We start from the raw sequence: 12166 nt of genomic DNA on the forward strand, positions 1-12166 counted from the left end.
CAAAGGGTTTTTGGCCGCGCAAACGGCGATCGCTCACGAATGCGAGGCAATGGCCGCTGTCATTTGCGAATGCTTCATTTTCGCGGCCGAATATGGCAGGGGACGCTGAAATGCCGCAAACAGCAGTTCTTTGACAATCATGCCCGTCACCAAAGATCCCGATAACAACCCATCCGCCGGCCCGGCGATCATCCTGGTCGAGCCGCAGCTTGGCGAGAACATTGGCATGGTTGCACGAGCCATGGCCAATTTCGGCCTGATCGAACTGCGCCTGGTCAATCCGCGCGACGGCTGGCCGAGCGAGAAGGCGCGTGCCGCCGCCAGCCGCGCCGACCATGTCATAGACGCCGTGAAAGTGTTCGACGATCTGGCCTCGGCGCTTGCCGATTTGAATTTCGTTTTCGCCACCACCGCCAGGCAGCGCGACGGCTTCAAGGCCGTGCGCGGGCCAGTCGAGGCGGGCAGGGTGCTGAGGACCCGTCACAGCATGGGGCAGCGCACTGGCATCCTGTTCGGCCGCGAGCGCTTCGGCCTCTACAATGACGAAGTCGGGCTTGCCGACGAGATCGTCACCTTTCCCGTCGATCCCGATTTCTCCTCGCTCAACATCGCCCAGGCGGCCTTGCTGATGTCCTATGAGTGGATGAAGTCGGGTCTGGAGGACGAGACCAAGACCAATTTCACCGGACCGGAGATGAAGCCGGCCAGCAAGGAAGAATTGCACGGTCTGTTCGCCTATCTCGAAGGCGCATTGGAAGCGCGCGGCTATTTCCGGCCAGCGCCGAAGAAACCGAAAATGGTCGACAATCTGCGTGCCGTGCTGACGCGTGCCGGCTTTGCCGAGCCGGAACTCAAGGTGCTGCGCGGCATCATCTCGTCCCTCGACAGGTTCTCGCCGGCGATGCCGCGCGGCGATGGTTCGCCGGGCGATGATCCAAGGCGGCTTCCGGCTGCCGCGCGCGCCGGAACGGCAGAGGCCGAACGCCTGGCCCGCCGGCCTGCCGGCGACGATGAGGACGCGCCGCCGCTGGGCGGCAAGGGAACCGACAATGACTGACCAGCCGATCCTGATGTTCGATTCCGGCGTCGGCGGGTTGACCGTTCTGCGCGAGGCGCGCGTGCTGATGCCGGACCGGCGCTTCATCTATGTCGCGGACGATGCGGCGTTTCCTTTCGGCGCCTGGGAAGAACCGGCTCTGAGGACCCATATACTGGAGCTGTTCGCCAAGCTGCTCGATCGGTTTGAGCCAGTCATTTCCGTCATCGCCTGCAACACCGCCTCGACGTTGGTGATCGATGCGTTGCGCGACAGATTTCCCGGCCATCCCTTCGTCGGTACCGTGCCGGCGGTCAAGCCGGCGGCGGAGCGCACGCGCTCGGGCCTGGTCTCGGTGCTGGCGACGCCGGGCACGGTGAAGCGGCAATACACACGCGACCTGATCAGCAAGTGGGCGCAGAAATGCCATGTCCGCCTGGTCGGCAGCGACAGGCTGGCGGGGCTTGCCGAAGTCTATATGCGCGAGGGCTTTGTCGACGAGGAGGCCGTGCGGGCCGAGATCGCGCCCTGCTTCATCGAGCGTGACGGCATGCGGACCGACATCGTCGTGCTCGCCTGCACGCATTATCCGTTCCTGGTCAATCGCATGCGCAAGACCGCGCCATGGCCGGTCGACTGGATAGATCCGGCCGAAGCGATCGCCCGGCGAGCGCTTTCACTGCTGCCGCTCGTCGATGGGGCGCTGCCGCAAGGCGAACCCGATATCGCGGTCTTCACCTCACGCAAGGCGGATTTCGCCGTCAGCCGGCTGATGCAGGGCTTTGGACTGGTGGTGGAAACGTCCGCCGCTTAAACAGGTTCGAAGACGATGCTGCGTTGATCCGGATCGGCCGAGGCCAACCTTAGCGTCAGACTGTCGCCCTGTCTGAACCCGGTGGCCTTCACCGTGGCAACGACTGGTATGTCGGCAAGCTGAACGCGTACGCCATGGTCGACGAAGTCGGTGACTGCGGCTTTGAACGTTTCCCCCTCGCGTCCCCTGAGCATGACCGCCTCGGCAAGGTCGATGACCGCGTGGTTGATCTGCGAAGCGCGGCTATCCGCACGTCCCATCACCTTCGGCAATTTGGTGAACGCATCGGTGACGACCTGCGGCACGGGCTGGCCGTTGGCGATTGCCAGTGCGCAGCGCACGACATAGCGGTCGGCCAGCCGCCTGAGCGGCGCGGTGGCGTGGGCATAGGTCGCGGCCATCGCCTCATGCCAGGGAACGACACCTTCCTGGTAGGGCTGGTAGGACGCGCCGTTGCCTGCGCGGCGGATTTCCAGCATCAACACCGCCTGTTTCGGGTCAGCCGGATCGAGCGTGCGCTGGTAGTCGCGCAGGCTGGTTGAGGCCGGCCAGGACAGACCGAGCGCCTGTGCCGCGTTGCGAAGTCTCTGCACCTTGGACGCGTCCGGCCCGGACATCACGCGGAACAGCCCGGTCTTGTGCGCAAGCATGGCGTCGGCGATCGCCATGTTGGCAGCCAGCGAAAGCGCGGCATTGTCCTGTTCGGATTGCAGGAGCGGTCTGAAGGACAGCCGGAATGTGCCATCGGCGAGCCTTTCAACCTCCTGCTCGGGTGGGTCGACGCGTGACGCGCCACGACGTTGTTCGTTCATCGCCATGCGCCGCGCCATTTCAGCGAAGCCGGCCGGAACGTCGGAAGCCTTCACGCTGTCATAGGCGAGTTTCGCGCGGCTTCGAATGATTGCCCGTTCCGCGCCGTCCAATTTCACCGCACCGTCCTCAGCCACCCGAACGGTGAAGACAACAGCTGGACGCGGTCCATTCGGCAACAAACTCGCCGCACCCTCGGCAAGTACCGGCGGGTAGAGTCCGGCCTTGCCGTCCGGCAAATAAAACGTCTCGCCCCGCGTCCAGGCCTCGAGATCGATCGCGTCGCGGTCTTCGACGAACCAGGCCACGTCGGCAATGGCATAATGCAGCAGAAGATCGCCGCCGCTCGCCTCGATCGAGAACGCCTGGTCAAGATCGGTGGAGGCTGCTGGATCGAGCGTGACGAAGGGCATATCAGTTCGATCGGCATGCTGGTTCGGCACACGTCTGGCCGCCGCGTCCGCCGCGGCCATTACGTCAACCGGAAATCCAGCCGGCACGTGGAATTCGGTGCGGATTTTCGTCAGGCCGGAGGAGAGAGCTTGTGAGGGGTCAGTCAGAGACTTCATTCAGCCGTCCTACACTGGAGTTCCGGACACGGGAAGGCTGCGAACGAAATCGCCAAAGCCGGTCGCCTGATCCGGACGAGGAACTGGGCCATCGGCGCTGGAACTGCCGCCGAAGCACGGCGTTTGTCCTGACAGAAAAGGAGAAACCGTCATGCCTGCCACCTCGAAAGCCCAGCAGAAAGCAGCCGGCGCCGCGCTCTCCGCCAAGCGCGGCGAGACCAGGAAGAGCGAACTCAAAGGCGCCTCACGCGAAATGTACGAATCGATGAGCGAACAACAGCTTGAGGAATTCGCCGAGACGAAGCGCAAAGGGCTGCCGGAGAAAAAATCCAAGGATTGAAAAATCCAAGGATTGAGGGTTTGAAGCCACGCTCCGGCACTCATTGAATGAAAAGGGCCAGCGACAGTTCGCTGGCCCTCTCGGATTGCTGCTTTGTCCGCCTTACCAGCGGTGGCAACGCCGCACCTTCTGCACGATCACCTTGCGATGGCCGTGCCGCCACACCACCCTCTTCTTGACGATGACCCGGCAGACCTGTTTGTGGCCGTGCCAATGACGGGCCATCGCCGGCTCCGGCGCAACCGCCATCGATCCGGCCAGTACCGCGGCACCGGCCAGGGTAAGGAAGAACTTCTTCATGCTAACTGAACTCCTCTAGCTCCAGTCCCTTCCTGGTGCCGTTGGCGTAAAAACCTCCCGCCACATCCGGCATTGCTCAACGTCGTCAACCTTATATGGTTGCGCCAATGACAAGCTAGACGGAAGCTTGACACCGGTTAAATCTCGGTTTAACCAGCCGCCAACGCCGGGCAGCGATGTCCGGTGTTTGTTTTATATGCGCAAGACCGGTTGCCTTGGTTGTTTCTGGTTTTGTTTGAACTGACGTGTCCCGTGGGTTTTCCGCCGCGTTGCGTGGGAAAACCCTGTCAGGTCTCGAAAACGGAGGCCAGAGGAGGGCGCGTTTCCTTCACCCGGACCATGAGGTGCCGGGTGTGTTGTTTTGAAAGGGAATGCGATGAGCAAGCGCGAATCCGCGAAATACAAGATCGACCGCCGTCTTGGCGAAAACATCTGGGGCCGCCCGAAGTCCCCGGTCAACAAGCGTGAATACGGCCCCGGCCAGCATGGCCAGCGCCGCAAGGGCAAGCTTTCCGACTTCGGCCTGCAGCTGCGCGCCAAGCAGAAGCTGAAGGGTCACTATGGCGACGTTTCGGAAAAGCAGTTCCGCAAGGTCTACGAAGAGGCCGACCGCCGCAAGGGCGATACCTCGGAGAACCTGATCGGCCTGCTCGAATCGCGTCTCGACGCGGTCGTCTACCGCGCCAAGTTCGTGCCGACCATTTTTGCTGCCCGTCAGTTCGTCAACCACGGCCACGTCAACGTCAACGGCAAGCGCGTCAACATCGGTTCGTACCGCTGCAAGCCGGGCGACGTCATCGAAGTGCGCGAAAAGTCGAAGCAGCTGGTCATCGTCCTGGAATCGGTCGGCCTCGCCGAGCGCGACGTGCCGGATTACATCGAAGCCGATCATAACAAGATGGTCGCGACCTTCTCGCGCATTCCCGGCCTGGCGGACGTTCCGTTCGCCGTCCAGATGGAGCCGAACCTGGTCGTCGAATTCTATTCGCGTTAAGCGAACGCTTTCTGCGATATCTGAAAGGCCGCCCTCGAGGCGGCCTTTTTGTTTCCGGCATCCCGCTTTGCCGTTTCGATTTTCCGGCCGATGCGCTAATCCGGGCGGACGTCACATCTCCGGGGCCGCTGCGCCATGAATATGCTGCCAGACATCGAGACTCTTGAACCGGTCGCCGAAGGCGGCTCCCATCCGCTGTTCGCCGATGTGCCATCCTCGGTCGAATTCAACAAATTGCGCAAGCGGCTGCTGCGGCTGACCCGCCAGGCGATCGAGGATTTCTCGATGGTGGAGCCGGGCCAGCGCTGGCTGGTCGCGCTATCGGGCGGCAAGGATTCCTACGGCCTGCTCGCCATCTTGCTCGATCTCAAATGGCGCGGGCTGCTGCCGGTCGAGTTGCTGGCCTGCAATCTCGACCAGGGCCAGCCGAATTTTCCCAAGCACATCCTGCCGGACTACCTCAACGCCAATGGCATTGCGCACCGCATCGAGTACCAGGACACCTATTCCGTAGTCACCGACAAGCTGCCGCAGGGCAGTACCTATTGCTCGCTCTGCTCGCGGCTGCGGCGCGGCCATCTCTACCGCATCGCGCGGGAGGAGGGCTGTTCGGCGCTGGTGCTCGGCCATCATCGCGAGGATATTCTCGAGACCTTCTTCATGAACCTGTTCCATGGCGGCCGCCTCGCCGCCATGCCGCCAAAGCTGCTCAATGACGAAGGCGACGTCATGGTGCTGCGGCCACTGAGCTACAGCGCCGAGATCGATCTCGAAAAATTCGCCGCGGCGATGCGGTTCCCGATCATCCCTTGCGACCTGTGCGGCAGCCAGGAAGGCCTCCAGCGCAACGCCATGAAGGCGATGCTGGAAGACATCGAAAAGCGCATGCCCGGCCGCAAGGACACGATGATCCGCGCGCTGTCCAACGCCAGGCCGTCACATCTGCTCGACAGGAAACTTTTCGACTTCGCCGCGCTGAACCAGACCCTCATCACAGGACAAGACGCTTCAGATGACATTTGACGACAACGCGATCGACTGGCTGGCCAGCCTGCTGGCCGAGGTGGCCGACACCGAAATCATGCCCCGCTTTCGCCGGCTGGGCGATGGCGACATCAGACAGAAGACCTCCGCCGCCGATCTGGTGACGGAAGCGGACGTCAACGCCGAGCGGTTGATCACCGCCAGGCTGCGCCAGCGTTATCCCGGAGCCATGGTTGTCGGCGAGGAAGCCTGTTCCGACGACCCGGCGCTGCTCGACGGTTTGGGTGATGCCGATCTGGCTTTCGTCATAGATCCGGTCGACGGCACCTTCAATTTCGCCTCCGGTGTGCCGCTGTTTGGTGTCATGCTTGCCGTCGTGGTCAAGGGGGAAACGGTCGCCGGTATCATCCACGATCCGGTCGGCAAGGATTGGCTGATCGGCGCCAAGGGCGCCGGCAGCCATATCCGCCATGCCCATGGTACCCTGGAGCGGGTGCGGGTTGCCGCAAGTGTGCCGATCTCCGAGATGACCGGCGCGGTCTCATGGCAATACATGGCCGAGCCGGACCGCACGCGACTGGCCTGCAACCAGACCAAGACGCTGTCGCAGTTCAACTACCGCTGCGCCGCCCACGAATACCGCTTGCTGGCCAGCGGCCATGGCCATTTCGTCGTCTACAACAAGCTGATGCCCTGGGATCATCTCGCCGGTGCGCTGATCCATGCCGAAGCCGGCGGCCATGCCGCGCGCTTCGACGGCAGTCCTTACCTGCCGTCGCATGTCGGCGGCGGCCTGCTGGTCGCTCCCGACAAGGAGAGCTGGCGGGAACTGCGCCGCGAACTGTGGGCCGAGTAGGATTAATTCCTGCGGCAGACGGCAGGGTCTAGTGCAGGTCGGTGATGTGGCCTGAAACGGGTGGGTTGTGGGGCTGGAACATCTTGCCGCGCTCGGCGATCAGGATCATTAGCAGCGCCGCGACCGAGACGCTGCAGAAGCCGGCGGCAAGCGGCGTCACCGTGCCGTTGAACGCCTGGCCGATCAGCGTGCCGAGAATGCCGCCGAGAAACGTCTGCATGAAACCCAGAATGGATGACGCCGTGCCGGCCAGTTGGCCGAGCGGCTCCATGGCCAATGCGTTGAAATTGGCGCCAAGCGCGCCGAAGGGAAGCATGGCGCTGGCAAAGAAGGTGATGAACAGCCAGAGCGGCATCTTGATTTCCAGCGAAACGATCAGCCAGGCCAGGCTGATGACCAGAAACAAAAGCAGGGCGCCCTGCGACAGCCGGCGCATGCCGATACGGCCGACAAGGCGTGAGTTCAGAAAATTGGAGAAGGCGAGCACGCCCGCGACACCGGCGAAGATGACCGGGAACATCTCGCCGACATGGAAGATGTCGACATAGATCTGCTGCGCCGAGGCGATGAAGCCGAACATGGCGGCGAAGACGAAGGTGCTGGCAAAGGCATAGCAGAGCGCGATGCGATTGGTGAGCACGATGCGGAATCCACCGACGACGGAGGAGACCGTCAGGGACCGGCGATATTCGGGGCGCAGCGTTTCAGGCAGACGCAGCAGCGACCACGCCGACACGATCAGCGCGCCGACGGCCATGGTGACGAAGATGTAGTGCCAGGTCGCGAACAGCATGATGAACTGGCCGATGCCGGGCGCGATGACCGGTATCGCCATGAACACCATGAAGATCAGGGACATGACTTCGGCCATGCGCCGGCCGTCGAATGTATCGCGCACGATCGAGACCGCGATGACGCGGGTGGCGGCCGCGCCAATGCCTTGCACGGCACGACATATCAGCAGGGTTTCAAAGCTCGGCGCGATGGCTGCCGCCGCAGCCGCCGCCACATAGATGATCAGACCCGCGACAAGCGGCGAGCGGCGGCCGAAACGATCCGATATCGGTCCGAAGAACAGTTGGCCGCCACCAAAACCCAGAATGTAGGCGGTGACCACATATTGCCGGTGATTTTCATTCTCGACGCCGAGCGAGGCGCCGATCTGCTGCAGCGCCGGCAGCATGATGTCGATGGCCAGAGAATTCAGCGCCATCAGCGCTGCGCACAGCGCAATGAACTCCCAGCGCGGAATAGGCAGTTTGCTTGCCGATTGCGGCGCTGATGATTGCTGATCCACGGCAAGTCCGATCTTTCAAGCGAAAATGCGCCGGCGGGCCGGCGCATTGGCTCGTTGGTCCCGATATCGTGACATAAAAATTGCCGAGGTGGGGCTACCCGATACTCAGCGCGGTCGCTACGACGGACCTGGAAACCGAAATCAGGCGGCGCCTTTGACGCTCACGCCCTTCTCGACCAGGAAGGTCTGCAACTCGCCGGCCTGGAACATCTCGCGGATAATGTCGCAGCCGCCGACGAATTCGCCCTTGACGTAGAGCTGAGGGATCGTCGGCCAGTTGGAGTAGTCCTTGATGCCCTGGCGCAGTTCAGCCGAGTCCAGGACATTCACGCCTTTGTAGTCGGCGCCGATATAGTCGAGGATCTGGACAACCTGGCCGGAAAAACCGCATTGCGGAAAACCGGGCGTGCCCTTCATGAAAAGGACGACGTCGTTGCCCTTCACTTCATTGTCGATGTAGTCGTTGATACCGCTCATGGAACATCCTTTCACGCCTGTGGGAGTCAGGCTCGAAGCATGTCTTTCAGATAAACCCATAGGTTGCCCGAAACAAGACATTAGCCGCGCCATGGCCGAAATGGCGCAAAGGATGGGCCGTATTGGGCCAAGCGGGTATTGGCTGGAACTGCCTCAGTCGGGGACGCTGGTCTGCAGGGCAAGCGCGTGCAGCACGCCGCCCATATTGCCCTTCAGCGCGTCATAGACCATCTGGTGCTGCTGGACGCGGCTTTTTCCCCGAAAGCTCTCGGCGACGACTTCGGCCGCGTAATGGTCGCCATCGCCGGCGAGGTCGCGGATCGTTACGCGGGCATCAGGTATGCCGTCCTTGATCAGTTTTTCGATGTCGCGGGCGTCCATTGCCATTGCAGAATTCCTGTTTCGGGCGGGCGGCCACGCGCCCGTGCGATGAGAGTCGGGGTAAACCTAAAGCCTTTCCGGCCGGGATTGAAGCCGTTCCGTCGGCACTGGCGCGATTGTCGCCTAGGCCGCATTTTCGTCCGGACGGTTCGCGTCGGCCGCAGGGTCGTCTTCGCGCATCGAGAAGGCGCGGCCGAGGCTGAAGACCAGCACGTAGAGGGGGAGGTTGACCGCCAGATTGGCGATCGGCAGATAGGCGGTCATTTGCCAGGCGGGCGAGAAGAACGGTTGGCCGTAACCATTGCAGACCAGCGAAGAGCCATACTCCCACAGGGCTCCCATGACGGCCGCGACGGCGAAAAGCTTGATGCAGGTGACGATGTGCCTCGTCCGGGCTGGATCCGGCAAAAGCCGGCTCCAGAGCACCAGGCAGGCGATCGGAACGGCATAAAGGAGGGTCTGCAGGGCCAGCATCGGAAACGTGCCATTGGCCGCGTCAAGGAATTCGCCGCGCGTTTCCAGCCTGGGGCAAACTTCGCTCGATGTCGTCGACAGCAGGAAGAAGACGAACGGCCCGAGAAACCAGAAGAAGAACAGCGACGGCCAGAAGACGACTGCGAGCAGCGCCCGGGCAGCCAGTGTGCTCAACTGGCCTGGTCCATGAAGCGCGGGAACCAGCCTTCGTGGACGGCGGTCAGGTCGCTGACAGGGATTGCCCTGGCATCGCCAAGCTTCAGCGCATCGCCGCCGGTCGAGCCGATCCACGGCGCGAAGATGCCGAGTTCGCCCTGCTGCTTGCGGATGGCGTCCCATTCCTCGCCATGCGGGTCGATCGACAGCGTCAGGAGATAGCGGCCCTGGTCCTCGCCGAACCAGACCGGGATCGGATCCGTCCCGACAAGGCCGGGAACGGTCGCGCCGATGCCAGACGCCATCGCCATTTCGGCTAGAGCCACAGCGATGCCGCCATCGGAAACGTCATGCGCAGCGGTGACGATGCCGGACGCGATCAACGAACGCACATGGTCGCCGACACGCTTCTCATGAGCGAGGTCGACCGGCGGCGGCGGCCCGTCCGTGCGGCCATGGATGTCTCTGAGATAGACCGACTGGCCGAGATGCGTCCCCCAGGCGGCGGGGGCGCCGACCAGCAGGATCATCTGGCCTTGCGCGGCAAAGCCGATCCGCACCATCTTCGACCAGTCTGATATCAGGCCGACGCCGCCAATGGTCGGTGTCGGCAAGATGCCTTGGCCATTGGTCTCGTTGTAGAGCGAGACATTGCCCGACACGATCGGAAAGCCGAGCGCGCGGCACGCATCGCCGATGCCCTTCACCGCGCCGACCAGTTGGCCCATGATCTCGGGCCGTTCCGGGTTGCCGAAATTGAGGTTGTCGGTGGCGGCCAGCGGCAAGGCCCCGGTGGCGGTCAGGTTGCGCCAGCATTCGGCCACCGCCTGCTTGCCGCCCTCATAAGGATCGGCCTCGCAATAGCGCGGCGTCACGTCGGAAGAGAAGGCGAGCGCCTTGGTCGCATGGCCCTCGACGCGCACCACGCCGGCATCGCCGCCCGGAAGCTGCAGCGAATTGCCCTGGATCAGCGTGTCGTACTGCTCCCACACCCAGCGGCGCGACGACAGATCCGGTCCGCCGAGCAGTTTCAGCAGCGCGTCCGCGACATCGGCCTGCGGAACGTCATTGGCGGCAAGCGGCGCCGGCTTCTTCGGCTCGATCCATGGCCGGTCATATTCCGGCGCCTTGTCGCCGAGATCCTTGATCGGAAGGTCGGCGACCTGATCACCCTGATGCAGCACGCGGAAGCGCAGGTCGTCGGTGGTCTTGCCGACGATGGCGAAGTCGAGCCCCCATTTGTGGAAGATCGCCTCGGCTTCCTTTTCCTTCTCGGGGCGCAGCACCATCAGCATGCGCTCCTGGCTTTCCGACAGCATCATCTCATAGGCGCTCATGCGCTCTTCGCGCACCGGCACCTTGTCGAGATCGAGCTCGATGCCGAGGTCGCCCTTGGCGCCCATCTCGACCGCCGAACAGGTGAGGCCGGCCGCACCCATGTCCTGGATGGCGATGACGGCGCCCGAGGCCATCAGTTCGAGGCAGGCTTCCAGCAGGCATTTTTCGGTGAAGGGATCGCCGACCTGCACGGTCGGGCGCTTCTCGTCGATCTTGTCGTCGAATTCGGCTGACGCCATGGTGGCGCCGCCGACGCCGTCGCGGCCGGTCTTGGCGCCGAGATAGACGACCGGCAGGCCGACGCCCTTGGCTTCCGAAAGGAAGATGGCGTTGGTCTTGGCGAGACCGGCGGCAAAGGCGTTGACCAGGATGTTGCCGTTGTAGCGGGCGTCGAAATTGACCTCGCCGCCGACCGTCGGCACGCCGAAGGAATTGCCGTAGCCGCCGACGCCCGAAACCACACCGGCGACGAGATGCCTGGTCTTGGGATGGTCCGGCGCACCGAAGCGCAGCGCGTTCATCGCCGCGATCGGCCGTGCACCCATGGTGAAGACGTCGCGCAAAATGCCGCCGACGCCGGTCGCCGCGCCCTGGTAGGGCTCGATGAAAGAGGGGTGGTTGTGGCTTTCCATCTTGAAGACGACGCAGTCGCCGTCGCCAATGTCGACCACGCCGGCATTCTCGCCCGGGCCCTGGATGACCTGTGGCCCGGTGGTGGGCAGCGTGCGCAGCCACTTCTTGGAGGATTTGTAGGAACAGTGCTCGTTCCACATCGCCGAAAAGATACCGAGCTCGGTGAAGCTCGGCTCGCGTCCGACGAGGTCGAGGATGCGCTGATACTCGTCGGGCTTCAGCCCGTGCGCTGCAATGAGCTCTGGGGTGATCGGCACGGAATTGGAAATGGTCATGGGCGGCGATTTATGTCCATGGAGCGGGGATTTTGAGTCCCCTCATATCGCAAGCTTTGCGGCCGATACACCCGTTGAGCGAGGAAAAAGACAGAAAGCAACAAGGTGATGACCGGGTAAGCCGCATCAGGGTCCGTGCAGGCGCCCTCCGTGCCAGTGGTCACCGGCGAGATCGCCACGAGGAATGCAAAGCCAAATGGGGAACGCTATGGCGCCCCGGCCGTTGGGTCTGCGACCATTACAGGAGATCCGGACCATGGCTACCAAGCAAGGCAAGAAAGACAATCGCCTCTCGGACAAGGAGGCAATGCATATTGCCGAGACCACGGACGTTTCGCCAGGGCAGGCCAAGGAATTGGCTGAAAAGCACGGGAAGGACAAGGCCAGGAAGGAAGCAGCCAACTTCAAGGCCGAAGGCTGATCGAGCCCGCC

General features: G+C 62.8%; 14 protein-coding genes. 7 read left to right on the top strand and 7 right to left on the bottom strand.

The genetic code is table 11. The features are described 5' to 3' along the window. Positions 1-139: 139 nt before the first annotated feature. Positions 140-1057, top strand: a complete 918-nt coding sequence (locus tag AC1VON_RS19115) for an RNA methyltransferase (protein WP_483124534.1) — start codon at positions 140-142, stop codon at positions 1055-1057. Beyond that, on the top strand, positions 1050-1850 hold the full coding sequence (gene murI / locus AC1VON_RS19120) for a glutamate racemase (RefSeq protein WP_483124535.1): 801 nt from the start codon (positions 1050-1052) through the stop codon (positions 1848-1850). The genes AC1VON_RS19115 and murI overlap by 8 nt, the downstream gene beginning before the upstream one ends. Here the strand turns inward: murI and AC1VON_RS19125 are convergent. After that, positions 1847-3229: an RNB domain-containing ribonuclease gene (locus AC1VON_RS19125; protein WP_172350804.1), complete on the bottom strand. Its 1383-nt coding sequence runs from the start codon at positions 3227-3229 to the stop codon at positions 1847-1849. The two genes, murI and AC1VON_RS19125, sit on opposite strands and share 4 nt — an antisense overlap. A 151-nt stretch (positions 3230-3380) precedes the next feature. Between AC1VON_RS19125 and AC1VON_RS19130 the strand changes: the two genes are divergently transcribed. Beyond that, complete coding sequence (locus AC1VON_RS19130; protein WP_140767833.1) at positions 3381-3569, top strand: DUF3008 family protein; 189 nt, start codon at positions 3381-3383, stop codon at positions 3567-3569. Between the two features lie 102 nt (positions 3570-3671). Here AC1VON_RS19130 and AC1VON_RS19135 read toward each other — a convergent pair whose 3' ends face one another. After that, positions 3672-3869 (bottom strand): hypothetical protein, encoded by a 198-nt coding sequence (locus AC1VON_RS19135; RefSeq protein ID WP_140767832.1) that lies wholly within the window; start codon positions 3867-3869, stop codon positions 3672-3674. Between the two features lie 376 nt (positions 3870-4245). Between AC1VON_RS19135 and rpsD the strand changes: the two genes are divergently transcribed. The 3 genes from rpsD (at position 4246) to AC1VON_RS19150 (ending at position 6703) form a co-directional block, all read left to right on the top strand. Continuing rightward, positions 4246-4863 (top strand): 30S ribosomal protein S4, encoded by a 618-nt coding sequence (rpsD, locus tag AC1VON_RS19140; RefSeq protein WP_010909086.1) that lies wholly within the window; start codon positions 4246-4248, stop codon positions 4861-4863. A 135-nt stretch (positions 4864-4998) separates the two neighbouring features. Continuing rightward, positions 4999-5886 carry a tRNA 2-thiocytidine(32) synthetase TtcA gene (gene ttcA, locus AC1VON_RS19145; protein WP_483124536.1) on the top strand — a complete coding sequence of 296 codons (888 nt, stop codon included), beginning with the start codon at positions 4999-5001 and terminating at the stop codon, positions 5884-5886. Beyond that, positions 5876-6703, top strand: a complete 828-nt coding sequence (locus AC1VON_RS19150; RefSeq protein ID WP_483124537.1) for an inositol monophosphatase family protein — start codon at positions 5876-5878, stop codon at positions 6701-6703. The genes ttcA and AC1VON_RS19150 overlap by 11 nt, the downstream gene beginning before the upstream one ends. Positions 6704-6731: 28 nt before the next feature. Here the strand turns inward: AC1VON_RS19150 and AC1VON_RS19155 are convergent, their stop codons facing one another. From AC1VON_RS19155 to purL, 5 genes are all read right to left on the bottom strand, one after another. Continuing rightward, complete coding sequence (locus tag AC1VON_RS19155; protein ID WP_281411401.1) at positions 6732-8000, bottom strand: multidrug effflux MFS transporter; 1269 nt, start codon at positions 7998-8000, stop codon at positions 6732-6734. Positions 8001-8141: 141 nt separating this feature from the next. Then, complete coding sequence (gene grxD, locus AC1VON_RS19160) at positions 8142-8477, bottom strand: Grx4 family monothiol glutaredoxin (protein WP_013895877.1); 336 nt, start codon at positions 8475-8477, stop codon at positions 8142-8144. Positions 8478-8630: 153 nt separating this feature from the next. Beyond that, positions 8631-8864 (bottom strand): BolA/IbaG family iron-sulfur metabolism protein, encoded by a 234-nt coding sequence (locus AC1VON_RS19165; protein ID WP_056562227.1) that lies wholly within the window; start codon positions 8862-8864, stop codon positions 8631-8633. 117 nt (positions 8865-8981) lie between these two features. After that, positions 8982-9506: a hypothetical protein gene (locus AC1VON_RS19170; protein WP_483124538.1), complete on the bottom strand. Its 525-nt coding sequence runs from the start codon at positions 9504-9506 to the stop codon at positions 8982-8984. Further along, a complete protein-coding gene (gene purL / locus AC1VON_RS19175) occupies positions 9503-11734 on the bottom strand; it encodes a phosphoribosylformylglycinamidine synthase subunit PurL (protein ID WP_483124539.1) in 2232 nt (743 codons plus the stop codon). Before purL ends, AC1VON_RS19170 begins: the two co-directional genes overlap by 4 nt. A 256-nt stretch (positions 11735-11990) precedes the next feature. Here purL and AC1VON_RS19180 point away from each other — a divergent pair, with 256 nt between their 5' ends. After that, positions 11991-12155 carry a hypothetical protein gene (locus AC1VON_RS19180; RefSeq protein WP_172350798.1) on the top strand — a complete coding sequence of 55 codons (165 nt, stop codon included), beginning with the start codon at positions 11991-11993 and terminating at the stop codon, positions 12153-12155. The last annotated feature ends 11 nt before the right edge of the window (positions 12156-12166 follow it).

The organism is Mesorhizobium sp. HAY1-8B (assembly GCF_056868045.1).

Bases quoted from the DNA above. Each gene is read 5' to 3' on its own strand.
- AC1VON_RS19115 (WP_483124534.1), top strand. From the start codon at position 140: ATGCCCGTCACCAAAGATCCCGATAACAACCCATCCGCCGGCCCGGCG.
- murI (WP_483124535.1), top strand. From the start codon at position 1,050: ATGACTGACCAGCCGATCCTGATGTTCGATTCCGGCGTCGGCGGGTTG.
- AC1VON_RS19125 (WP_172350804.1), bottom strand. From the start codon at position 3,229: ATGAAGTCTCTGACTGACCCCTCACAAGCTCTCTCCTCCGGCCTGACG.
- AC1VON_RS19130 (WP_140767833.1), top strand. From the start codon at position 3,381: ATGCCTGCCACCTCGAAAGCCCAGCAGAAAGCAGCCGGCGCCGCGCTC.
- AC1VON_RS19135 (WP_140767832.1), bottom strand. From the start codon at position 3,869: ATGAAGAAGTTCTTCCTTACCCTGGCCGGTGCCGCGGTACTGGCCGGA.
- rpsD (WP_010909086.1), top strand. From the start codon at position 4,246: ATGAGCAAGCGCGAATCCGCGAAATACAAGATCGACCGCCGTCTTGGC.
- ttcA (WP_483124536.1), top strand. From the start codon at position 4,999: ATGAATATGCTGCCAGACATCGAGACTCTTGAACCGGTCGCCGAAGGC.
- AC1VON_RS19150 (WP_483124537.1), top strand. From the start codon at position 5,876: ATGACATTTGACGACAACGCGATCGACTGGCTGGCCAGCCTGCTGGCC.
- grxD (WP_013895877.1), bottom strand. From the start codon at position 8,477: ATGAGCGGTATCAACGACTACATCGACAATGAAGTGAAGGGCAACGAC.
- AC1VON_RS19165 (WP_056562227.1), bottom strand. From the start codon at position 8,864: ATGGCAATGGACGCCCGCGACATCGAAAAACTGATCAAGGACGGCATA.
- purL (WP_483124539.1), bottom strand. From the start codon at position 11,734: ATGACCATTTCCAATTCCGTGCCGATCACCCCAGAGCTCATTGCAGCG.
- AC1VON_RS19180 (WP_172350798.1), top strand. From the start codon at position 11,991: ATGGCTACCAAGCAAGGCAAGAAAGACAATCGCCTCTCGGACAAGGAG.